Here is a 23,209-nt window from a genome sequence, read left to right as displayed (position 1 = left end):
GACCAGCTCCGACGAGGCGAGCGCTACCGTCAAAACCCGCCGCTCTAAGGGGTCAAAATTGGACGCCGATACGGGGTCAAATTTGAACGCCGATTGACATTCAGAGTTTGACTTGGGTCTTAGCTGGCGAGCCAGAGCAGGTCAGTGCACGATCGGTTTACACGGACCTTTCCGCGCGCCTCCGGCTCACGCTCGCTGACGACGAGAGCACGTAAGCCCTGATCACCACTGGACGACAGAAGGACGCTTCGAGGGATCGCCCAATCCAGCGCAACGAGGCCGCTATGATGTTCGAGCGGAACACGATGAGGAGCCAGACGAGCGACGCGTTAGCAGAACCCGGATTTCAGCGATGCCTCGGCCTCCGCCGTCCTCATTTCGGCGGGTCTCCTTGATCGTGTTCGTCGCTGTCACCTCGCGAGAGCGACGCTGGCTGCTCCGCGGCTCGCGACTTCGCCGACGCACGGTCTAATTCGCAGCAGGGCGGCCTTCACGACGGAGCGGTCTCAGGCGTAGAGGGCCTTACCGCCCTGGGCCTCTGCATAGTACTGAGGTGCCTCGCGACGGTCGTATTTCCCATAATCGCGTACGATCCGCACTCTCCGAACCCGTGCCGTCTCATTCGGCGCGTAAGCGTCCTCGTAGGCCCGCGCTGCACCGGCGTCCTTCCAGGATATGAGCAGAATCAGGTCGCCGGGCGTAAGTACGGCCTCGAAGATGTCCCAGGACGTGGTGTCGGGAGCCCACGGGTTCAGGCCGAGCCACTCGGCGCAATCGTACGGGTTGTCGGTTTGCTTCCACTCCCCGGGGCGAGTCGCGTTGATAAGCGTCACCGTCGTTCCCTCCCCGACTTCGGTCTCATCGAGCCTTTGCTCAGTGACTGCGTACCCCGTCGGCACCTGATTGTCGGCAGTGATCTGGCCGACGCGCAGGTGATAGTCCGCGAGGATTTCCTCGCGCCCCTTCTGCTGAACCTCATGATGACGCCTGCGGGAGCGCCAGCGGACAAGCGACTTCTCGTCCCGCCAGTTTGAAAGCGAAAGGATCCAGCCCTCGCGAATCAGGCTCTTGTATCGGATATTGTCGACGAAGCCATCGACCTGCTCCAGCTCGGGGTGCAGCCTCTCGGCGTTGTCGAAATAGTCATCCCGACTCTCTTTGTTGGGGAGCATCTCAAAAATCACTGAAAACATACTCGTATCTCGCTCCTAGAGTGCTGCGACGCAGTCGATTCTCGACGTAGAATTGCCCGGTCGATCGAGGATCTAAGGACGGCAGTGTAGCCGTTGGCCCCATCAGCCGCACGGAAACATGCTGTCCCTGGGTGTAGTCGGACGTTTCGGATACGGTTGCGAAAGAAGCTCTTCATAGCGGCGTCCTCCGGGATCTCGACCATCGCGCAGCTCTGCCATCGCCCGGGTTGCGAGAACCGCTTCAGTCATTCGCGTATGGCTGCTCTCTGCGGGCGAGAGCCGCGTACAGCCCGCTAAGCGGCCGTGCGCCGGATGAGCAAGGTACCGTTAAAGCATGCACTTCCGCGCGGCGAATGAAAAATGACATCACGCCATGAAGTCGATAGTCGCTGGTTATGACCGCCCTCCGCCTTCCGCATCGGACTCGCGTGCACCCGACGCCGGCTCCTCCAGCAGCACGGTCAGCATCCTGACTGCCTCCGTTAGCTTGAGGATTTCACGCTCGCGCAGTTGGTCGATCTTCTCATGCAACAACTCTATCTCGAGCTCCGCCTTCACGTTGATCCGGTAGTCGTTCTCCGCCGCCTCGCGATCGATGTCCTGCTGCCGGTTGTGGCTCATCATGATGACTGGCGCGGCGTAGGCCGCCTGGAACGAAAGCGCGAGATTGAGAAGAGTGAGCGGGTAAGGATCCGAGCGCCTGATCGCGCCCACCAGGTTGGCCGATGTCCAGACGCACAGGATCACGCTCTGGACGATGATGAAGGTCCACGATCCCATGACCGCGGCGACCGCGTCCGCTATCCGTTGCCCTGGAGTCAGGAGCGCAACCGTCGGTGGCTCATCGATATCCTGAAGCCGACGTGAGCGGCGCGTTCGTCTGAGGTCGACGAGCAGGGTTTGCTCGGCCGGCTCCATGCCTCCGAGACGTCCCGCCTTGTCTTCCACGCAGCTAGCACCCCTTCCGCTCGACCGCGAGGTCGACGCGACCAGGCAACTGCCACGTTCTGATCGCGTTTGGTGAGCCGTGGAGCTTCGTGGCGGTCTCCGCGAGGGCGCGCCCCGGTACCTGGCGCCGGCAGCCGACGTCCTCCCCGAGCGCGACGATCAGCTCGGATGCAGAGGCAACAGGCCGCACTCCCAACCGGCACTGGAGAAGTTTGCTGGCGTGCCCCGCGTCGAGCGAACAGTCTGAGTGATGAGAGTCGATCGTTTATCTCTCGAGGCGCTCGCGGCGAGCTACACGGAATCAGAAGCGAGCGCGAAGGCCGTCAGGATCACGATGGAGCGCGGCGGTGACCGCCACTTCACCGCAGACGGGAGCGATCCTAAGTCGCCGTGCCCGGCTGAAGCGAAAAACGTCAACTGCGGTCTCGAGTGCAGCTTTCCATGCGTTTCAACTCTCCTCGGCGGGTCGATGCTCTCCGCTCCCTGGGGAGATGCCCGAGAACAAACTCGCCTGGCTGGTATTTCGCAGGACGCAAAGAGCCTCACCCGACCTCGGCCGGTAAAGGGTGAAGCTGACGACGTCGCCGCCGGCGACCGCTCGCGCGAACGGGCTGGATTCGCTTTCCGTAAAGACTTCCGCCCGGTGACGCCGTACCGCAGTCCCTGGTACACGCCTTCGCCGTAGCCCGATTCAAAGTCCTGTTGCAGCAGTGTCAGACCCGCCTCCTGGAAGAAGTTGAATAGGCCCTTGCAGATTGAAACACCTCCAATGTCGATCCTCATGGCATCGTTTCGATAGCCGGAGGTGATTGGACGGACGACGACCCGGTACATATCTTTAATGTAGCACACCACGGAGTACGGCGAATGCCGACCTACAGGAACAACCCCGAAGCGGTCTCGAAGTTGACTGCCGAGCAGTATCGCGCGACGCAGACTGATCGGATCGAGCGCTCCCTTCTGCAACAAATCCTGGGACAACAGGGAGTCTGGTCTCTGCGTCGACGTTTCCAGCGAGCCGCTCTTCGCATGCTTCGACGAGCTCGACAGCGAAACGGGATGGCCGAGTTTCACGGAAAGCGCGAGCGCCCGCCAAAGCCCGAAGTGAACTTCACGCCTTTGAAGTCGTCTTGTGCCCATTGCGTACGCCGTTTCTTGGTCGACGCGAAAGCGGAATGCAAGCGGCAGTCCTGACTTCACTCTACCAGAACGTCGGCTTTTTCCGCTCGCTTCTGCACTATCCCGGTGAGTCGTTCTTGAGTATGGCCGAGTGATTGGATGGTTGACACACCCAAGACTGACTCCACCCCGACGGCCCCAATCCAAAGGAGCCGGTTTTGGGAAGCCCGGATGAAGGGGACCGTAGTGTCGAGTGTTACCCCCGAAGAGAACTGCGGTCCTCTCATTTCGGCTTGTTACCTGATCGTCAGGTGCGTGCTCGCGAGCGCCCTAATGTTGACGATGAACCTGCCATCTTCCAACGGCCATGATGCAATGCACCCGGAGCTGAACCCGTGGTTTGCGAAGCTCCGTAGTAAGTCTGGCCCCTGCTGTGATGGCTCCGACGCCCTACATCTGCGGGATGTCGAATGGACCACTCAAAACAAGAAGGAAAGCCATTACAGGGTTATGGTGCCCAAGACCGCCGACCTCTACAGATCCGCCTCCAACGGTCAGGACATGAAGAAGGGCGATACCGAGTGGGTTGATGTTCCCGACGATGCCCTCGTTACCGAGCCGAACTTGGACCATAGCACGTTGGTATGGGTGTGGTATAGCTCCGGTTTTCAAATGACCGACCAACCGCACATTCGCTGCTTCATGCCGAGAGCGCTGACATAACCGGCGATGTTCATGATTGCGCCGCGCTCGAAATGAAAAGCGGCATCTCGAGGCCGCAAGTGTCCTCGAGAACGGTGACAGCTCGCAGGCATACACGGAGACAGAGGTCCGCTCCAAGCACTGAGACAGCCACCTCGGCCATGTTTTACCTGACGGGGCGTTGCCACAAGGAAGGGCTGAGATACTGCGTCAACTCGGCCCCCCTTCGCGTAATCCACCGCGACCAATTGGGGTATGAGCGATTCGGCGACTACGTGAGGTTCTTTGCAAAGCAGGAGGCCTGAAAATGGCAGGGACTACAGAACGCGCGATCCTGGCAGGCGGTTGCTTCTGGGGGATGCAGCAGCTGGTGCGGCGCCTGCCCGGTGTGATCTCAACGCGGGTCGGCTACTCCGGCGGCGACGTCGAGAATGCCACGTACCGCCACCACGGCACACACGCGGAAGCGATCGAGATCAGGTTCGATTCGAGTCAGACTAGCTTCCGCGACCTGCTTGAGTTCTTCTTCCAGATCCACGATCCGACGACTCTCAACCGGCAGGGAAACGACCAGGGTGCAAGCTACAGGTCGGCGATTTTCTACATAAACGAGGATCAGCACCGCGTCGCACAGGAGACCATCGCCGACGTCGAGGCCTCAGGGCTGTGGCCGGGGAAAGTGGTGACCGAGCTTTCGCCCGCTGGCGATTTCTGGGAGGCGGAGCCAGAGCACCAGGATTACCTGGAACGCTATCCGAACGGCTACACTTGCCATCGTGTTCGTCCACAATGGAAGTTGCCGCGCAGGAACGCCGCCTGACGGGCGATTGCGTTGTCGGTGGCCTGCGGCGCGCGCGCAGCCCCGCGGCGGGTGTGTCGTAAGCGTTTGCAAAGTGCTCTCGCCGCTTCCGCGAAGTCGCTCAGAACGCGACAAGGTGGTGAGGTTTGGACGGCCGGGCAAGGCCTCAGATTCTCGGCCCTGGATCATTCGATGACGTTTGGCGTGCGCGAGTCTATGCGCGTTGAATGGCCCATTTGAATTCATCGTGAGGACTTGCAACTGCCTTTGCGCATCCGTTCCAATCGGCGCTCGTGCTCAGGTGGCCTTGAGCGGTTCTAGCGATAGTCCGGCACACGAACGAGTAGGACGGAGAACCGATTTCCGTCGCGGGCGCAACGGACGCAGTCGATGACCGATGCGGGCTCTGCGAAACTGGCACCTCACATACGCGACCTGCTTTTTGTGGCGATCGCTCTCGCTGATCTGACGGACTACGGCCATTCGATGAGCGGTTCACATTCCTGTTCAATGCCTAGTACGAGACACTGAGGCGCGGCTGCAGCGTCCTCGGCGCGGCATGATCACGCGGGCCGGCAATGGACGAAGTCTAATAGCGCGCGCATGTCGACCCGAGCAGTCGCTAACTTGGTTGCTCCCGGGCCGGGGAGGTCGCTGAGCTGATCGAGCTCGGATGTAACATGAGCAGCCTAAGGGCTGGTCGGGGCCGCGTAAGTGGCAGACCCCGAACGGCCAGCACGGGACGATGACGCTGAAGTCTCAACTGGTCGATCCGACCCGTCCGTCGTGCACGTCAGCTACTTCGAGGCTCATGCGCTTGCCAGGTGCTCTGGAAATCGGCTGCGGAGCCAGAGCGCAAAGGGTCGAGATGGACGGCAACCTAGGCCCAAATCCGCGTCCCTACCGAAAGCTGGGATGCAGCAGATGTTCGACGACGTCTGAGAGTGGATGCCCAACCCGTTCTCGCTTTACACGCGCTTCGGCGTGGTTGGTGAGTAAAATTAGGCCTTTTTGCGGGGCCGCTCTTGCGTGACGGCGCGGGGCCATGGCCGCGCGTAATGCATAGAAAAGCGCGAGACGGCAACAAGGAAGCGAACACGAAGCTGAAGCGGCTTCTGGCTGACGCCATGTTGACAATGCGGCATTGAAGGATCTCCTGGGAAGGAAATGGTGACGCTCGCGGGGAAGCGGAAAGCTGTCGCTCATCTGGTGGATGCTCACGTGATGAGCGAACGGCGGGCGTGTAAAGCGGCTGCTGCCGCATAACCATGAGATATCAGACAACCCAGGCTGACGCTGCTAACCGCCGCCAGCGCCTGAGGGCGATTGCTCACGAACGCCGCCTGCATTCGCAGCTCGGATGGAGAACCCGTCCGAGTTCGCCATGACCTGCCACCCGCGCCAGGATCTGGCGCTGCGCTACCCGAAAGGCACCGCGCCAGCTCCCGTCGCTCGCACCGCCCAACCGGGCAAATCCGCCGGCAAGAGCGAACTCAAAACTGAAAAAACTTGGGGGCAACGTCAAGGGCAGAGCGGCGACGCGAGACGCGCCGCTGCCGCAGGGAATCGGCAGTTATGTGGGCAAGAGGTCATTCATCGGTGAAGCCTACGACCGGGCAATTCACCAGATTCCCCGTCGTCTTCACGGGCCCGCCCGCAGGACTCACCAGCAAACCTGACGCACTTTTTGCTTCGAGATCGTCGCCGTCAGTGATCAGTTTCCGTTGATCCTTCGAGATAGCCTCCTGGGTCCACTCGGCGAGTCGTACGTCCCACATCGGAGAGTATCCGGCGCTGATCTCCTTGAAGTGCGCGAGGATGTCGAGCGAGGGGCCCTCTCCGTTGATGGCACTGTCGAGCCCCTGGCGGTTCGGATCGTTCTCACCGATCTTGCCGTTCACAATCGTATAGATCACCTCAATCGCGCCGCTCTGAAGAATGTCGCTTTCCGCAGGCGCAAAGGTGGACGACTCGAGGGTCGCCGACTCCTCGGAGTTTGCGTCAAAACTAAGATAACGCAGGTGTTTGCCGTTTGCGAAGCCAAACCGGAGTTTCAAGTCAACGGTACCTTTGTCAGGACAGATGCTCGCCACGGAGTCCGTCACGACAGAGTAATCAGGACTGCCGTTGCAGAACGCGATTTTCGCGGGCTCGACATTAAAAGCGATGACTGGAGCGTTGAAGACAATGTCCTTGCGATTAGCCACCCGAGCCAATGGGCTGTAGTGCACATCCCCGACAGATCCGGCTCGGGCCGTCCTAGGCGGAAAAAAATGGGGCGCCTCCCCCCCCACCAACGTTTGTGACGGTGAGAAATCGACCCGGCCCGATTTGAACGTGAAGTTACCCGACTCATCAATTTCCGCAACCCGTGTGCTCGTCAAGTCTTTTGCCTTAGCGAGACTCGGCGCCCATGTGAGCCCCATGTCTTTCGAAGTAGCGTAGTCACTTACGTCGGTAAGCACGAACCAAACAGTTTCTCCCGAGGCAAGACGGCCGCGATGGAGCGGCAGGGTCACCACCTCCCGTACAAGGTCCACTTTGCCCGACGTGAGGAATTGCTTTGTGATTTTTTTGTAGGTTACCGGACCGGCTGCTAGACTCCCTTGGGGTGCCGAAAACGACAGAAGAAAGATCATCATCGATCCACAAATGCATCTGCTGAACTTTTTACTGTGCTTCATAACCCTACCTTTTTCTGCATCCAGTCTGGTATTACCCACGCATCTGGTATTACCCACGACATCCAAGCGGACGTGGCTAACGATCCGTCACTTCTTTAGTCCGGGATAGCCATGGACATAGATCCAGTCAGTCGCCTTGGCTGGGATGTGGCAGCCCAGGCAATCTGAGCGAAAGTTCGTTGAGGTCGTTTTCACGGGATCGCCCGCGTCGAACCAAGACCAGCCCCAGCCGTTGCCCCACAACTTATTATCGGGGTGGCTGTTCTTACTGTCCTTCACCATCATGAACCAACCTTTGAGAAGTTCTTGATGGCTGACCGTTCCAGTCGTCATATCCGAAGTGGCCGCGTCGTAAACCTCCTTCACCAGGATCGAACCTTGGGGAAATTCGCCCGTTGTGCGATAGCTTGCCGCAGTTCCGGGCGAAGCGTAGACGACGTGAATTTGCTTAGCGCCTTTGTCACCTGCGACAGACCAACTCCCAAGGAATTCGTAGGTGGTTCGGTAGTTCTTCGGGATATGCATGTTGCCTGCCGCATCAACAAGTTGTTCCTGCGCAGGGGCGGGCTGGCTGGCTACGGGCTGCGAAACAAGACACCCGACCGTAACTACGATGAAGGACGCGGACGCCACGGCCGCACTTCTGAGAAATGTCATCACAGGTTTTCCTACTTTGTAATCGAAGGATTCTGGCTGGGCGGCATTTTTTTAGAAGAGTTCTGGCCAGGCGGCACCGGCACCTGGTCGAGCAACCCGTAGAACTGCGTCCATACGTCATCCCGTTTCGCACTCGCAATGTGGCAATAGGCGCATTCCTCGATTGGCCGGACTTTCGCGGTGGCTGCCTTGGGTTCATGGTGGTTGAAGTTGTAGTAGCCCCAGCCGTTGGTTGCCTTATATCTCTCGCTGTCCTTGACCGTCACATCCGCGCCGTTGAAGGCGCCCGGGAAGAATCCCTTCCCAGATGGCTCAGTTCTCGAACCGTCCGGATGAGTGGCGGGCTGCATGAGCTGCAGTTCTTTCACGAAGATTGTTCCTTCGGGGAAGACACCTGTTTTCTTGTAAATATCGTAAGAACCAGGCTCGATATAGACGTTGTGAAATTCTGGGAAGTTTGCTTGAGGGGGGTTTAAGAAGTTTGGCGTCAGTGGCGAACCGACATAAACCCATTCGTGGAAGTTCTTTGGCAGAATAAGCTCGCCATCTTTCGTGTATTCAGGAAGATACCGGCCGGTGGCGTGCCAATCGTCGGGTGGTGGTAGCTGAGGTTGCTGTGCGAAGACTGCGGTCGCTATAGCGCTAGCACCGAGGACGGCGGATAGTGCTAATACTGTGCGTCTCATGATCTCTCTCCTCTGACCAGCTATAATGTCACCGAATGCTGTAGTGGCGGCATTCGTGCGCAGGCGGTCTCATCAACTACGCACAAGTCAGATTAAACGTGCGTGCCTATGTGCGAAAGCAACGAAGGGGCATGCAATCGATACCCGTCGGGAATGATGTCCTCTCGAACTATCTATGTTTGGCGATAACGAGCGTTTCGCCCGCGCAACGCATGCCGAAATGATTCGGAGTCACCGGCGTGACAATCGATTGATTGGAGAGATTGCGCTTGGGCAATCTAATCCGCACGATTGTTACTCACCGCGAAGCGTACGGCCTTGTGATCCATCGTCCAGCTAAAGCACTTCGTTTCGAGTAGGCCTGGTAGCGTAGCCTGCCCGAACTGTTTCGCGCTTCCTGTCCAGCTCAAGAGCCTGCTTTTGCAAGCATGCCTTGCATGCTCACCGCTAGTCGGCCGGGAGCCCCACCTTGGCCTTGCTCATGTTGGCGATCCGCACCGGCCCAGCTCTTCAGTTGTGAACAGCCCCTGAGCGGCTTGGTAGCATGATATGGGCAACATCGTAGAGTGCCATGCGCAACGAACCATTGCCCAGCTTGCTGATCCGGCCCGTGTAGTCCGATCTCGCTGGACTGATGCTGTTCCGGTGCTCAGGACAACCTCGTGACCCTAGTGGCGTTTGCATCTGCGCGCCGAGCGCATCGTGCAACGCCTCGAAGGACGAAGGCACAGAAGCGCTTCGCTGGAAACGAATGTTGATGCGACCCGCTTCGCCGCAACTGACCGCGCGACGCTAGATCCCAGCACCTCAGGCGGCAGTTCGCCCTCTTGCCTGAGGATCTCGGATCTTCTCCGGCAGCATCGCCGAGAAGATCCGCTTTGTCGGCGGGAGGCCTGATCGACCAGGTGCGCAGGGCGTGACCAAAGCGGCAGCTGATTGTTTCACCACGCGCCGCCGCCAGAAGGATACGACACGTCGGTCGGCAGGCGCGGAGTGACGCTCTCAATCGGTCAACGCCAGCGCCTCGCTATCGCCCGCGCGATCGTGAACGGCGGCTTCCACGCTCGACTCGGGAACGAGCGAGTTGGAGTAGGCGCTGATCGCACAACGACTGACGCACCACGATCCTGGTTGCTCATCGGCTTGCCACCATACAAAGGGCGGACCATACCGTCGTCATGGAAAGGGCCGCATCGTAGAACAGGTATGCATTCGGACCTCACGCAAGGCACGTCTCTACGCTCTGCAATTCAGCCGCTGTCACGGAGAGGACGGCAAAGCCGCCTCGCTGATAGTTGCACCAGAACGGGCGTGCGGTTTTCCGAAATGGACGCAGGCGGGCCAGTTGTAAGCTGGCTCAGGCGGCACCCGACCATAACCGGACCTCATGCAAACTATAACTAATACGAGCGCGAATGCGTGATGAGCTACGGTCGAGGGACGGTCAGGAGAGATTGAGATGGATGATCTGGACGTACCAGCGAGTTGGCAAGCAAGGCATCAGCCACACGGAAACGTCAGTAGCAGACTTTTGTGTGTGGACGTAGTGCCGGGGGAACGAGCATTGACGCCGCCCAACGGGACGTTCGCTGCGGACGATCACAATTGTGCGGCCGAAGCTTACGAGCGTCATTTCCACGGCTGTCTTGAGCGCCTGCACGGGGAGCAACGTTATCGCGTCTTCGCCGACATCGAACGGATCTCCGGCCGCTTCCCAGCCGCCAAATGGCGCCGGTCTGACGGAACTGTTAGGGAAATCACGGTTTGGTGCTCGAATGACTATCTCGGTATGGGACAGCACCCGGAAGTCGTGAGTGCACTGACCGCAGCGGCACACCGCTGCGGCGCAGGAGCGGGTGGAACGCGCAACATCGCCGGCAATAATTCCCCCTTGGTTGATTTGGAGGGCGAGCTCGCTGATCTGCATGGCAAGGAAGCGAGCCTCGTCTTTACCTCCGGGTACGTATCGAATCAGGCCAGCATCTCGACCATCGGTAAGCTGATCCCAGGCTGCGTGGTCTTATCTGATGCAGATAACCACAATTCGATTATCGAAGGCGTCCGCCAATCAAATTGCGAAAAGCGGATTTTCCGGCACAACGATCTCGGTCACCTTGAGTCGTTGCTGCGCGAGGCAGGAGACCGCCCCAAGCTTGTCGTGTTCGAGTCCGTATACTCGATGGATGGCGATGTGGCGCCGATCGGCGCCATCTGCGACCTCGCGGACCGGTATGGCGCGATGACCTACCTCGATGAGGTTCACGCGGTTGGCCTCTATGGCGGTCACGGTGCCGGGATCAGCGAGCGTGATGGCGTGATGCACCGCGTGACCGTGATCGAGGGTACCCTCGCCAAGGGATTCGGCTGCGTTGGCGGCTATATCGCGGCGTCGCGATCGATCTGCGACGCGGTGCGCAGCTTCGCGCCCGGATTCATCTTCACGACGGCACTCCCTCCACCAATTGCCGCCGCAGCCCGTGCGTCCGTTCGTTACCTGAAGCACTCGTCTGCCGAGCGCGAAGCACACCAACGGCAAGCCGCTGCAACGAAGCGGGCGCTCAAAGCCGCCGGGCTTCCGGTCTTCCCGACCGACACCCACATCGTGCCTGTGATTGTCGGCGATGCGGAATTGTGTAAGGCGGCAGCCGATCGTCTTCTAGAGCGCCACGCCATTTACATCCAGCCAATCAACTATCCGACCGTTCCCCGTGGGACCGAGCGTCTCCGCATCACGCCCTCGCCATATCACGGCGATAGCCACATAGCGGAACTCGCAGCTGCGCTCGCTGAGACTTGGGAGACCCTCTCTCTTGCCTGAGAGCCGTGCTTGGGAGCGCCCCCTTCGCAACCGCCTCCCCCAACATTGTGCATCGGAGGGGCATCGGCTACCCGGCGGGCGCGGACCACGCTGGGAAGGCCTCGCGGCTCCCAGGTTGCGGCCGAGGCAGCCAAGTTGGGACGACGGACCAGCCAAAGAAAGCCGTTTGAGGAGAGACCCGCCCCTTTTCGACACGCTTTCGGTTAAAAGATGTGATGCGACCCAATCCACTCCTTCTATCACGCTGCTACGTTGCATGGGTCATCGCGTGGCAGATCTTGCTGCTTACGATCACAATAGGGCTCGCATTCTTCTAGTGGGCAGCCCCGAAGAATTGACCTTCGTCATCCTGTTGGGCGGTTCTCCCCAACGGCGCCGCCCTTCGTTCGAACATGCTGATCCAGAATCGTTCATTTCGATAAGCCCTCCAACCCGGCGTTCGAAAGCGATCCGAGCGAGACAACGGGCAACCGGAAATAAAAATGGATATCACGCAGCGGTGTCATCTCTTGATCGAGGATCTGTCCGTCGCGCGCGGCGAGCGCGTGGTGTTAGGCGGAGTGTATTTGCAACTTGGCTCGAGCCAACTCGCCGAAGTGACGGGTCCCAATGGCGTGGGCAAATCCACTCTTTTGCGCGCTATCGCCGGTTTCTTGCCATTGGGATCTGGTCGCATGTCACTGGTGGAGTCCGAAGCCATGGATTCAGCGCCCTTGGCAGAGCGCCTCCACTACGTGGGTCATCTCGACGGGCTGAAATCAGCGTTGACCGCCCGCGAAAACCTCGAGATCGGCCTGGGAATTTTGGGCCGAGGTCGGCTAACCCCGTTAGACGCACTGGAGCGTCTGGAGTTAGCCCACGTTCTCGATTTGCCCGTTGGCTATCTCTCCGCGGGGCAGCGTCGCCGTGTCGCATTGGCCCGGCTCCTGGTTGCCGATCGCCCTCTATGGCTGCTCGACGAGCCGCTAACGGCGCTAGACCGGCACGCACGAGCCTTGCTCAAGACTATTGTCGCGGACCATCTCGGAAGCGGAGGATTGATGCTCGCCGCCACCCACGAACCACTCGGTCTGCCGGGGACAATCCAAGTCAGGCTCGGAGCGAGGTGAGTGTCTTCCCGCTGAGGGGCGGCCGGCATCCTTATAGCCGTCTGTCTCAGGGTCGGGAGAGAAGAGGTCACGCCGCTTTTCCGATTTTCCCGGAACGGTCTCGACGCAATGGCGACGCCGGATGGGGGCCATGATCCGTATTCTCCTCGTCGTTTTTCTTCGCGACGTCACGCTGGCGCGTCGCATCGGCGGAGGCGGAGTTCTTGGCCTGGTCTTCTTCCTCAGTCTCGTAACTGTGGTGCCTTTCGCGATTGGACCTGACCTGCGCTTGCTGTCGCGCATCGGTCCAGCCATTCTGTGGATAGCGGCGCTCCTCGCGAGTCTATTGGGCCTTGACCGTCTGTTCCAGGCGGATCACGAGGACGGTTCGCTGGACCAGATGTTGCTGTCGCCGACGCCGCTAGAACTCATTGTTCTGGTGAAGTGCATGGCCCACTGGTTTGTTACAGGGCTACCGCTCGTTCTGCTCTCGCCTTTGTTTGGCCTGATGTTGGACTTGGACGGCTCGGCGCTCTGGGCGGTAGCAGCGACCTTGTTGGTGGGTACGCCAACTTTCACCTTCCTGGGAGCGATCGGTGCAGCGCTTACCGTCACGCTGCGGCGGGGTGGTCTTCTGCTTTCGATCCTCGTTGTACCGCTAGCCGTACCAGTGCTGATCTTCGGTGTCTCCGCGGCGCAGAGTGGCACAGCGCCCGTTCTGACACCGTTCCTGGTTCTCTGCGCTCTGGGACTTGCATCCATCGCCCTCGCCCCAATCGCCGCAGCCGCGGCACTTCGCGGGGCGGGAGAATGACAAGCGCATGCAGCGGAAGGGTTTGCTTGTGAGCTCGCCGTCGCGGAACGACTCCGCACGCTTCCCAAGCTAAGACGACTTGATCATCGGGCAATGCCTATAGCGGAGTATCCGCGTCTAACAAGGCCGCGAGCCGATCCCGCTCGGCTTGGCTCAGGGGCGCCGCCGGCGTAGGTTGCAGGCGTCGCAATCTGAACAGGAGAGCGATCCCGCCCGTTGCGAGCACCAAAGCCGGCATTCCCCAGAGGAAGGTGGTTTCCAAGTCGAGCGGTGATCTCAGCAGGATAAAGTTCCCATAACGCTTCACCAGAAAGTCGCGGACCTGCTCGTCGCTCTCGCCGAGGTTAAGGCGTTCGCGCACCAGCAGCCGGAGATCCCGCGCGAATTCTGCTTTCGAATCGTCGATCGACTGGTTTTGGCAGACCAGGCAGCGCAGTCCGGCGGAAATATCGCGCGCGCGCGCCTCAAGGTTCGGGTTGGGCAGGACCTCGTCTGGCTGCACCGCCCTGGCCAAGCCAGGCGCGAGGCCTGCGTATACGATCGAAAGCAGAAGAATGCGACGAAGCGGAGTCATTCGGCGGCCTGCGGCGCTGCTGCGGGGTTAGCTGCGGCGCGGACGCGAACCGCGCGGCGCGCGAAGCCGATTCTGAGGCGTCTATCAGACAACGACACGATCCCTCCAAACGCCATGATGACGCCGCCTATCCAGATGGCCGTCACAAGCGGCTTCCAGAACATGCGCGCATCGATCGAACCATCCGGGTGCTGGTCCCCAAGCGAAATGTAGATCTGGCCAAAACCCAGCGTCACGATGCCAGCCTCGCTGACGGTAGTCTGTCGTACGGGAAAACTGCGCTTGGCGGGCTCGACGGTGGCCACGGCCGCGCCGCCCCGGCTTATGACCGTGTAGGCCAGGACTTCGGAGTAGTTCGGGCCCTGTCGCGATTGTAGATTTTCGATAGTCGCTTGATAAGGCCCGAGATCGATCCCCTGGCCTAGCTTGACGGTCGCGATCCGCTCCACGCCCCAACCGGTCGCCGCCAAGCCCATAAGTGTCACGCCAAGGCCAGCGTGAGCGATAGCAGCACCCCAGGCGGAGCGCGGCAGCCCGACCGCGCGGGCCAGCATCACTCGAATGGGCTGCCCACGTGCCCGGATACGCGACATCACATCGGCGAACGAACCGACTATGAGGTAGACGGCGAGGCCGAGGCCAACCGTGGCGAGGACAGGGCCGCCTCGGATGACGGCAACGAGCACAAGTGCGACCACGAGGCCCCCCAAGGCTGCAACCGTCGCCCGCTGCGCCGCGCCGAGCAGGTCGCCACGCTTCCAGGCGAGCGACTGACCGATCGGCATCAGCAGAACGATCAACGCTAGTAGCGGACCGAGGGTCAAATTGAAAAACGGTGCACCGACCGAAATCTTGTCCCCGGTCAGAGCCTCAAGCGCGAGCGGATAGAGCGTGCCGGTCAGGACCGTAGCGCAGCAGGCGGTGAGCAGCAGGTTGTTGACTGCGAGCGCGCTCTCGCGTGACACGGGCGCGAACAGACCACGTTGGCTCAGGGAAGGCGCACGCCAAGCATAAAGCGCGAGGGAACCGCCAATGAACGTGCTCAGGATGATCAGGATGAAGACGCCGCGCGTCGGGTCGCTGGCAAACGAATGAACGGAGGTCAGCACTCCTGAACGCACCAGGAAGGTGCCGAGCAGCGATAGCGAGAATGTAAGTATCGCCAGGAACAGTGTCCAGATCTTGAGGGCTTCGCGTTTCTCCATAACGGCGGCCGAATGCAGGAGCGCGGTACCCGCAAGCCAGGGCATGAGTGACGCGTTTTCGACCGGATCCCAGAACCAGAACCCGCCCCAGCCGAGGGTGTAATAGGCCCAGTACGAGCCCATGGCTATGCCAAGCGTTAGAAATATCCAGGCAATCAGTATCCAAGGCCGAACGTAGCGGGCCCAAGCGGCGTCCAACCGTCCGCTGATCAGCGCCGCCACCGCGAACGAGAACACGATCGAGGAGCCGACATAACCGAGGTAAAGGAGCGGTGGGTGTATTGCAAGGCCCGCATCTTGAAGCAGCGGATTGAGATCCTGGCCTTCAAAGGGCGCCGGAAACCGTCGAACGAAGGGATCGGAGGTGAACAGGATGAAGCAGAGGAAGGCAAAGGAGATCCAGCCTTGGACCGTTAGTGTATTGGCGCGCAATTCCTTTGCCATGCCGCGCCCGAGAATCGCAACTGCCGCTCCGAAGGCCGCGAGGATCAGAACCCAAAGCAGCATGGATCCTTCGTGATTGCCCCAGACGCCGGCGAGTTTGTACACGAGTGGTTTGGTCGTGAGCGAGTTCTCGGCGACTGTCACGAGACTGAAGTCGGACACCACATGAGCGTAAGTCAGGGCCGCGAAGGCATAGCCCAACAGCAGGAACTGGGTAATTGCAGCTGGGACCGCAATGGAAGTCAGCCCAGAATCGCCACTGCGGGTCCCCCAGAGCGGCAGAACTGACTGAAGCAGCGCGACGGCGAGAGCCAGAGCGAGCGCGTAATGTCCGGTTTCGACGATCATCCTTTCGGTCCGCCCCGTTGTGGTGTTTCGTGGAAGGCCGCGCTATTGCGCCCACGCGCATTTTCGTTCCGCCAAATGCCTGATTGCTTGAGTTTGTCGGCTACGTCCTTGGGCATGTATCGCTCGTCGTGTTTGGCGAACACGGTATCCGCATGAAAGACGCCCGGTCCCTCCACCGTGCCCTCGGCCACGACGCCTTGTCCTTCACGGAAGAGATCCGGCAGCAATCCGGTGTAGCTGACCTGGATGTCGTACTTCAGGTCGGTCACCGCGAAGACGACAGTCGACGATCCGCCATAGGTAAGTGAGCCACGTTTCACCAGGCCACCGATGCGCAGACGGGTTCCTCGCGGCGGCGCCTTTTCGGCCATCTCGGTCGGCCCGTAGAAGAAGACGATGCTGTCACGCAACGCAAACAGGATGAGCCCAACCGCGATGGCCAAGGTGAAGCCTGCTGCGCTGATGATAGCGATGCGCCTGCCCTTTCTGGTCAAAGTCTACCTCTTCAAACCAAGCTGACTGACGAGTTCATCGATGCGCTCTGGCGCTTGCGCATCTTCTGCTAACCGGGCGCGCGCACTTGCGACGGCCGCCTCGGCCTTCTGGCGTTCACCCAATACGACGTAGGACCTAATCAGTTGCAGCCATCCCTGAAGGTCATGGCCATCCTTCGAAAGCTTCTCGGCCAGTCCTCCCACCATCCCGCGGATCGCGTCTCTCCGCTGCTCCGGTGGAAGCGCCGCGATTTCAGTCCGGCTTCGGCCGGCTTCTGCTTTTGATTGAGTTGGCCTAGAAGACTTATCCAGGTGTTGGCGGACGGCATCGATCCACGGGGCGCCGGCTGGCGTATCGGCCTCCAGCGCCTCCCAAAGTTGTCTCGCCCGATCTGTGTCGCCATCTTGCTCTACTGCGAGCGCATGGAAGAATCGGGCCAGAGGCTGTTTGGGATCATCCACGAGTGCTTGGTCAATGGCACCGCGTGCTTCTGCAGTCACAACGCCGTCGGCAGCCATCGTCAGCGCCTGCCCAAGAGACGCACGCTCCTCCGCATTTTCGCCGAGCAGCCGTAGCGCCGCCCTATACGCATGCGCCGCATCCTGAAACCTTCCCATGCGCAGGTAAATTGGCGCGACAACCTGGAATCCGCGGCCATCATTGGGGTGACCCTTCAGACGCGTCTCGACTTCGGAAATCGCGGCAGCGAGAGTGAAGTCCTCACCCGTGCGCCTCGATGCGATCGGCATATCAGGCTGGTTGGGAGCGCCGACCTTGAGATACGACGCGAGAGCCACGAGTGGCAGCACTAGGGCGATCGCCAAGGCCGCGGCAGTGCGTCTCGGCTGCCAGCGCGGCCACGCATGCGGCCGGCTCTCCGACGCGGAGTCGAGTGACGCAAGCAGCCGGCGCCCGATCTCGGCACGCGTGGCCATGGCATCCTCGGGCCCTACGAGTCCGCAGCGGACGTCATCATCCGCCTCGGCCAGAAGGCCGCGATAGAAGGCCACGTCGGAATCGTGACCGCCAAAGCTCTCACGCCGCTCGGAGAGCGACCGGGCCAGCGCCAGCACGATTGCAAAGGTCATCATTGCGAAGACGGCCCAGAGCACGTTCAAGGCCTCCGTCCGTTTTCGCCAATTCGTAACGTACCACGTTTTCGGGCATCCGGCGCGCTTGAAAATCGGACTGCTTCTATGTGTGCCGCTCCCATGGTCCGATCGGCCACTCCCGAATGATGTAAATGGACTTGCAAGGCAGTCGTCATGGACGCTCTGCCCCGGCAATTGCCGCCATCAAAGCAGGTCGACTTGCGTCCGAGATGCCTCCAACCAGCTTGTAGGCGATTGTGCCATCCCCCTTGACCACATAGGTCTCGGGGACGCCATAGACGCCGAAATCGATGCCCGTTCGGCCGGACCGGTCAGTGCCGACTTGTGCGAAGGGGTTCCCATTCGCGGCGAGATAGGCGAGCGCGTTTCTGGGATCGTCTTTGTAGACGATGCCGGTAAGCGTCACCCCCTGTCGCTGCAGCATCCGGTCGCTCGCCAACGCCATCAGAGCCCCTTGTTCTTCCCGGCACTCGATACACCATGATGCGAACACGTTCACAATTGTCACGTGCCCCTTCCGCAGATCGGCGCTCGACAAGCCGGGTGGACCAGGCGTGCGAAGCCCCTCGAGCGGCTCCAGCGCAAACTGCGGTGCCGGCTTGCCGATCACAGCGGAGGGCACGAGCGACGGGTCTCCGGCGCCGAGCCGCACCAGGAATAATACCGCGATTCCGAAGAAGACTAAAAGCGGGATAATCACCCACAGGCGGGCCAGCGCGCGTTGACGGGCCGTGGTGCTCGCAGGGAGGTGAATCGAAGGTGTGATGTTGCTCATACGCGGCCGCGCGGATCGGAGTGACCAAGTCGCAGACGACGCAGGGTACGGCGCTGAACGCGATAGTCGATGAGGACCGCCGCGATCATCCCGGCAAGCACGGTGCCCGTCACCAGAAAAGTCACTGTGATGAATCCGCTATGCTGCATCACAATCTGCTCAGGACGCCATTTCGACAGGCAGTATGCAAGCCATGGCAGGTTCACCCGCAGCCGCCATCGTGATCGCAAGCCGCCGGATACGGCGTCGCATGATTTCGTTACGGACTGCCATTACGTGGAGAGTCACGAACAAAAGCGAGTATGCGAGCGCCATCACAATCAGCGGCCATAACATCGTGCCGGCAATCGCCGAGCCCTCCATCCGAAATACCGATGCCGGCTGGTGGAGAGTGTTCCACCAATCAACCGAAAACTTCACGATTGGGATGTTGATGAACCCAACCAAGGTCATGATCGAAACTGCTCGTGCCGCCCTGTTCGGGTCCTCGATCGTCTGCCAGAGCGCGATCAGACCGAGATAGATCAGAAACAGAACCAACACGGAGGTGAGCCGGGCGTCCCAAACCCAATATGCGCCCCACATCGGTTTACCCCAGAGGGAGCCTGTGACGAGGCAGATAAAGGTGAAAGCCGCGCCAAGCGGCGCAGCCGCCTTTTGTGCTGCATCGGAAAGTGGATGACGCCAAACTAAGGATCCGAGCGCAAACACCGCCATGAACGTGTAGGCAAGCATCGCTGTCCACGCGGCGGGAACGTGGATGTACATGATGCGCACCGTCTCGCCTTGCTGGTAGTCGGGTGGCGCGGCGAATGTTCCAAGCAGACCAACTGCGAAGGCGAACGCCGTCGAACCCCAAAGCCAAGGCAGCAGCCTTGCGGCGCTACGCACGAAATTACCAGGATTGCTGTACGCAGTGAAGTTCAGACTCAAATGCCGATCTCCTCGAACTCAACCTGCAGGCCGGGATTGCTCGCGCTCCCGACGAAAGTTCGTGCCACTCGGGCGTCTACAAGCCGATGAGTATCGCATCATACCGGAGACGATTTCACAAATTACCTCCAGTTATTGTTTTGATGCCCGCTAGGCGCCCAGAGCTGAGCGGCTCCGATTTGTATACTTGGAGTGGCCGAAATCGTCGCGTGCAGACGGCACAGCAATTCGAGAGACCGATAGCAGGTGGGAGCCGCGCGCTATTCGATCGCGTGCGACGTCGAGATAGCGGTTAATGCCGCGCTCGATGCTCGGCGTAATGAGCTAAAAGTGACGGCGCTCGTCTCGTGTAAGCGGTCCGCTTTAAAGGGCGCCTTCTTCGTATAGGTCCCTTACTCCGTTTGGATGCCCGACCCGTACGTAGGGTCAATTGAGCCACCAATCGCGATCGTCGTATCTAAAACGCGTGCGGTGGCCCTCCCAGCTATCGCTGCCCACCTTGGGCGTTTCCTCCCTAGACTTAGGCCGCTTGTGGCAACGCAGGCGGCCCTTTTTTTTGTGTGCACTCATATGGAATTGAACCGAGGTCTGGTCGACCTATAACTCGGTAGGGTCACTTCATACCCTCGCGCAATGGCAACAACTAAGCGTCCGGTGCTACCAGATGATACGGAGCGAACAGCAACGGAACCGGCCCGCGAGCAGGCAGTTGCAGGACAAGGTCGGCCACGTAATGCTCGACCGGTCTTTCCCATCATCGAGCCGCATGTTGCCAGTAATTACTGTTTACTTCCATGGTTGCGGAGAGCCCCCCATGATAAGCATCGCCGATCTCTTAATCCGGTTCCGGCAAGGGAGCCGGCCCGCGTCCAATGCTCAAGTTGCGGTTGTGACCGGTCGGGATCGATCCAGCATGGCCGAGTTTGTCCGCATCCTGCAGGCCTACGATCAAGGCCGGTACGGCAGGAGTTAGAGGGCGACCGCGTCTCAAGCAGCGAAGAAAATGCGGGACACGGGGCCGTCCACACATGACTTCAAATCAGTCATTTCGGTTTCGCAATGCAGGTGCCATCGGTTGCTAATCGGCGATCCGCTTTCGAGGCCATGATCGAATTCGTGACAAAGGATCGCGCGCCCAACCACGATGAGCCGCGGCTAACGTTGTTGTGACCACGACAGCTCGGCGATGCGTTTCGGTCGCCCCGGTAGTAACTCGCAAGGCGAGTGCTGAGGTGCCGTCGCCGCCGGATAATGGGAAATGCCCTGCGACTATCTATCCGATAGCCATTTATCATAAGCTTAATTCAGACGCGATCGCATCACGGCGGCGTTTGGCTGCCCTCACCACCTCGCCGTATGTTCAATCGGAGTTCTGTCCATCACCCTCAGATTCTTCCGGAACGTATCCATGCACTTGGCGAAAGGCACGGAGAAAGCTACTGTAGCTCCTATAACCGACCGCCCGCGCGATCTGCTCAACTGAAAATGTCCTCGCGGCGAGCATATCGGCTGCACGCTTCATCCGTATTTGCCGGAGCGCTACCATTGGCGAACATCCTATCGTGCGCACAAAGCGCGCCATGAATGCGGATCGGCTCAAGCCGGCCGTCTGCGCCAAGGCCATGACGGAGTGATCGGCCGCCGGCCGCGCCAGCATATCGGCGAACGCAAGAGCGATTTGACGGTCACTCAAAATAGAGAAGCGTTCGAGCCAAACGCTGGTCGAATTGAGACTGCGACGGACGAGCGTGACGAGCACCTGCTTGAGGATGGCGGTTGTCATCGCCTGCATTCCAACCCGCCGGCCGCTGATTTCTGCCAACGCGGCCTGCAACTTTGACCCCACTTCATCGGCTGGTTCGAAGCGCTCGACAATCGGCGTGGAAAGGCCTGCAAAGAGGTCGATCGACGAGCCGTAGGTAGCGCGAAAGTACCCGCAGATCAGCATGACCATCGGGTCCAGGTCCCCGGCGACGAATCGCTGGATTCGCTCGCCGAAGCGCGGATCCCATTGCGCTTCGACCACATTCACTCTCTTGGCCGCTGTGCGGTCATCGACCTCGATGTGAAACGGCTTCTTGGCCGGTGTGATGACAAGGGTGTGAGGTACTAGAGGAAATGCGGAGAAGCCACCCACGACCATTCGTCCGGTCCCGGAAAGATTGTAGTGGATAGCCGGCGCCTCCGCGCTTCCGAATGACAGGCGCCAGCCTGGGCTAACCAAACACTCGATGAGCCCAATGACGTCGACATCCAAAGTTGCCATCAGCACATCGAGATGGGATCGAAGCAATGTAAGATTTGGACGATCGGACATGTGTTTCGGACTCTCGGATTGAGCTGATGTCCTAGTCTTAGGACAGGACAATTGCAAATCTTGGTACTGTATTATGGCTAGGATGATGCGCATCTGCTCGCCATGACCAACTGCCTAAGCGAAGTTGGGAACCTCTTCGACTAGTGTGAGCGTGCCGCGCTTCCCGCGGCCCTCATTTCACTGTCCAGAACTGACGCCTTAGGAGATCCCCAAATGAGCAAAAAGCACTTAATGGAAAGGTGGTCGAGGCGATCCCAATGCAAACCTGACATTAAACTGGTCTCGCGTACGATGTTCTAGCAACCGCGACCTCAATAGGAAACAGCATCGATGCGAACGCTTTCGGCAAGACGCGGCCGGCAATTCCGAGCCGGCGCACAATACCTGTTTCCTCGGAAGCTCCGCGAGCAACCGCTTGATCATCACCCCTGCCTACTATGGCAACGAACTGAACGGCCCGAACCGCGGCAAATGTTTCGAGTATGACTATGCAGCTGCAGCTTTATCAGGTGCGATATTTCTTAGCCCTAGCAAAGACGCTAAATTTTACGCGAGCTGCGGAGCAATGCAATGTGACGCAGCCGGCGCTGACAAAGGCGATACAAAAGCTGGAGCAAGAACTCGGTGGCGCGCTGATTCACCGTGAACGTCATCTCACCCAGCTCACCGATCTGGGCAAGATGATTTTGCCCACGCTGGAGAAAATATTTTCCGCCGCCGAGGCCGTACGGCTTCAGGCACGAGGCTATCAAAAGAAGACAATAGCCCCGCTTAAGATCGGACTGGTGCCGTCAGTCTCCGCCGCACTCATTACGGAATTGCTCGTGGAGCTCGCCAGGATCATCCCCGATCTTCGAGTCGATCTGCGCGAGGCCGATGCCAACGGGCTGGTTGCGATGCTTTTGGATGGCGAGATCAATGCCGCACTTGTCGGTGACGCCATGGAGCTGCCTGAGCGTATCGACCGCTGGCGCCTGTTCGAGGAACGCTGCGTGCTCATCTTGTCTCGGAAACATCCGATGGCCAGGCAAACCGTCATCTTGCTCGAAGACTTGCATGAGTTGGTCTTTCTCGAAAGGGTCGGATGCGACGTCGCAGACCGATTTAAGCGGGCTTGTTTTGCCGACCACCCAGGCCCCAAGGTTGTGCACAGGAGCGATCAGGAAAGGCATCTTCAGCAAATGGCATTCGCCGGTTTGGGGGCCATCTTGGCGCCAGAGCACGCTCCCAGACTGCCGTCGCTCGCCACTGTCGGAATTGAGGGCGACCCCGTCCGGCGCGAGGTGCAGCTTTTGGCCGTGGCGGGGAGGCAGTATTCGCCGGCGCTTGACGCCTTCATCAAGGTTGCTCGTGTTCGCGACTGGACGAGTGCGTTGGACAAACTCCGCCGCGCATCTGCCCCTGACTCGAACAAGGACAATGTTTGCACGGCTGAAGCATAAGGTGCAGGTTCCTTGATCCAAATCACGGGCCCCGGTCCCGCCTCTTCATGCCCGAG

Annotated in this window: 20 protein-coding genes and 3 pseudogenes; 10 read left to right on the top strand and 13 right to left on the bottom strand. The window is 59.8% G+C overall.

Going from position 1 to position 23,209, the window contains the following annotated elements; genetic code table 11:
- Positions 1-97: pseudogene (locus IVA80_RS38640) on the top strand (IS21-like element helper ATPase IstB); the annotation flags it as partial.
- Between the two features lie 409 nt (positions 98-506).
- On the opposite strand, the gene IVA80_RS20700 reads toward IVA80_RS38640, so the two are convergent.
- Together IVA80_RS20700 and IVA80_RS20695 are read right to left on the bottom strand one after the other, a co-directional pair.
- Positions 507-1,193, bottom strand: coding sequence for an antibiotic biosynthesis monooxygenase (locus tag IVA80_RS20700; RefSeq protein ID WP_247434383.1), 687 nt, complete (start codon positions 1,191-1,193; stop codon positions 507-509).
- Between the two features lie 393 nt (positions 1,194-1,586).
- On the bottom strand, positions 1,587-2,141 hold the full coding sequence (locus IVA80_RS20695; protein WP_247434380.1) for a DUF1003 domain-containing protein: 555 nt from the start codon (positions 2,139-2,141) through the stop codon (positions 1,587-1,589).
- 250 nt (positions 2,142-2,391) lie between these two features.
- Between IVA80_RS20695 and IVA80_RS20690 the strand changes: the two genes are divergently transcribed.
- The 5 genes and pseudogenes from IVA80_RS20690 to IVA80_RS20670 form a co-directional block, all read left to right on the top strand.
- Positions 2,392-2,826 (top strand): hypothetical protein, encoded by a 435-nt coding sequence (locus tag IVA80_RS20690; protein ID WP_247434377.1) that lies wholly within the window; start codon positions 2,392-2,394, stop codon positions 2,824-2,826.
- Positions 2,827-3,593: 767 nt separating this feature from the next.
- Entirely contained in the window at positions 3,594-3,983 is a 390-nt protein-coding gene (locus tag IVA80_RS20685) for a hypothetical protein (protein WP_247434374.1), read from the top strand.
- Positions 3,984-4,083: 100 nt separating this feature from the next.
- Positions 4,084-4,267 (top strand): annotated as a pseudogene (locus IVA80_RS20680) (peptide-methionine (R)-S-oxide reductase); the annotation flags it as partial.
- Positions 4,268-4,269: 2 nt separating this feature from the next.
- Complete coding sequence (gene msrA, locus IVA80_RS20675) at positions 4,270-4,782, top strand: peptide-methionine (S)-S-oxide reductase MsrA (RefSeq protein WP_247334933.1); 513 nt, start codon at positions 4,270-4,272, stop codon at positions 4,780-4,782.
- A 1,064-nt stretch (positions 4,783-5,846) separates the two neighbouring features.
- Positions 5,847-6,128, top strand: a pseudogene (locus tag IVA80_RS20670) (IS3 family transposase); the annotation flags it as partial.
- Positions 6,129-6,350: 222 nt separating this feature from the next.
- Here IVA80_RS20670 and IVA80_RS20665 read toward each other — a convergent pair.
- The 3 genes from IVA80_RS20665 to IVA80_RS20655 all read right to left on the bottom strand — a co-directional run bounded on the left by IVA80_RS20665 (position 6,351) and on the right by IVA80_RS20655 (position 8,788).
- Positions 6,351-7,400 carry a hypothetical protein gene (locus IVA80_RS20665; RefSeq protein WP_247434370.1) on the bottom strand — a complete coding sequence of 350 codons (1,050 nt, stop codon included), beginning with the start codon at positions 7,398-7,400 and terminating at the stop codon, positions 6,351-6,353.
- 132 nt (positions 7,401-7,532) lie between these two features.
- Positions 7,533-8,102 carry a cytochrome P460 family protein gene (locus IVA80_RS20660; RefSeq protein WP_247296392.1) on the bottom strand — a complete coding sequence of 190 codons (570 nt, stop codon included), beginning with the start codon at positions 8,100-8,102 and terminating at the stop codon, positions 7,533-7,535.
- A gap of 11 nt (positions 8,103-8,113) precedes the next feature.
- Positions 8,114-8,788 (bottom strand): cytochrome P460 family protein, encoded by a 675-nt coding sequence (locus IVA80_RS20655; protein WP_247434365.1) that lies wholly within the window; start codon positions 8,786-8,788, stop codon positions 8,114-8,116.
- Positions 8,789-10,247: 1,459 nt separating this feature from the next.
- Here IVA80_RS20655 and hemA point away from each other — a divergent pair.
- The 3 genes from hemA to ccmB all read left to right on the top strand — a co-directional run bounded on the left by hemA (position 10,248) and on the right by ccmB (position 13,508).
- Positions 10,248-11,606, top strand: a complete 1,359-nt coding sequence (gene hemA / locus IVA80_RS20650) for a 5-aminolevulinate synthase (protein WP_247434362.1) — start codon at positions 10,248-10,250, stop codon at positions 11,604-11,606.
- A 482-nt stretch (positions 11,607-12,088) separates the two neighbouring features.
- On the top strand, positions 12,089-12,715 hold the full coding sequence (gene ccmA / locus IVA80_RS20645) for a heme ABC exporter ATP-binding protein CcmA (RefSeq protein WP_247434359.1): 627 nt from the start codon (positions 12,089-12,091) through the stop codon (positions 12,713-12,715).
- 130 nt (positions 12,716-12,845) lie between these two features.
- On the top strand, positions 12,846-13,508 hold the full coding sequence (ccmB, locus tag IVA80_RS20640; RefSeq protein WP_028141256.1) for a heme exporter protein CcmB: 663 nt from the start codon (positions 12,846-12,848) through the stop codon (positions 13,506-13,508).
- A gap of 97 nt (positions 13,509-13,605) precedes the next feature.
- Here the strand turns inward: ccmB and IVA80_RS20635 are convergent, their stop codons facing one another.
- From IVA80_RS20635 to IVA80_RS20600, 8 genes are all read right to left on the bottom strand, one after another.
- Complete coding sequence (locus IVA80_RS20635; protein ID WP_247434356.1) at positions 13,606-14,082, bottom strand: cytochrome c-type biogenesis protein; 477 nt, start codon at positions 14,080-14,082, stop codon at positions 13,606-13,608.
- The gene (locus tag IVA80_RS20630; protein WP_247434353.1) at positions 14,079-16,079 is read right to left on the bottom strand and encodes a heme lyase CcmF/NrfE family subunit; all 2,001 of its coding nucleotides are present in this window, start codon (positions 16,077-16,079) and stop codon (positions 14,079-14,081) included. The genes IVA80_RS20635 and IVA80_RS20630 overlap by 4 nt, the downstream gene beginning before the upstream one ends.
- Positions 16,076-16,573 carry a cytochrome c maturation protein CcmE gene (ccmE, locus tag IVA80_RS20625; RefSeq protein ID WP_247434350.1) on the bottom strand — a complete coding sequence of 166 codons (498 nt, stop codon included), beginning with the start codon at positions 16,571-16,573 and terminating at the stop codon, positions 16,076-16,078. The genes IVA80_RS20630 and ccmE overlap by 4 nt, the downstream gene beginning before the upstream one ends.
- Positions 16,574-16,576: 3 nt before the next feature.
- Positions 16,577-17,686 (bottom strand): c-type cytochrome biogenesis protein CcmI, encoded by a 1,110-nt coding sequence (ccmI, locus tag IVA80_RS20620; RefSeq protein WP_247434395.1) that lies wholly within the window; start codon positions 17,684-17,686, stop codon positions 16,577-16,579.
- A 151-nt stretch (positions 17,687-17,837) separates the two neighbouring features.
- Positions 17,838-18,461 carry a DsbE family thiol:disulfide interchange protein gene (locus tag IVA80_RS20615; RefSeq protein WP_247434347.1) on the bottom strand — a complete coding sequence of 208 codons (624 nt, stop codon included), beginning with the start codon at positions 18,459-18,461 and terminating at the stop codon, positions 17,838-17,840.
- Complete coding sequence (ccmD, locus tag IVA80_RS20610) at positions 18,458-18,610, bottom strand: heme exporter protein CcmD (protein WP_247434344.1); 153 nt, start codon at positions 18,608-18,610, stop codon at positions 18,458-18,460. The genes IVA80_RS20615 and ccmD overlap by 4 nt, the downstream gene beginning before the upstream one ends.
- A gap of 10 nt (positions 18,611-18,620) precedes the next feature.
- Positions 18,621-19,394, bottom strand: a complete 774-nt coding sequence (locus IVA80_RS20605; protein ID WP_247434341.1) for a heme ABC transporter permease — start codon at positions 19,392-19,394, stop codon at positions 18,621-18,623.
- A 1,360-nt stretch (positions 19,395-20,754) separates the two neighbouring features.
- Entirely contained in the window at positions 20,755-21,711 is a 957-nt protein-coding gene (locus IVA80_RS20600; RefSeq protein ID WP_247434337.1) for an AraC family transcriptional regulator, read from the bottom strand.
- A gap of 488 nt (positions 21,712-22,199) precedes the next feature.
- Here IVA80_RS20600 and IVA80_RS20595 point away from each other — a divergent pair, with 488 nt between their 5' ends.
- Positions 22,200-23,153: a LysR family transcriptional regulator gene (locus tag IVA80_RS20595; RefSeq protein WP_247434334.1), complete on the top strand. Its 954-nt coding sequence runs from the start codon at positions 22,200-22,202 to the stop codon at positions 23,151-23,153.
- The last annotated feature ends 56 nt before the right edge of the window (positions 23,154-23,209 follow it).

Origin of the sequence: Bradyrhizobium sp. 139, from assembly GCF_023074175.1 — a bacterium.
Classification (GTDB): domain Bacteria; phylum Pseudomonadota; class Alphaproteobacteria; order Rhizobiales; family Xanthobacteraceae; genus Bradyrhizobium.
Note: the sequence above shows the minus strand (reverse complement) of the source record. Positions and strands in the feature narration are given on the sequence as shown.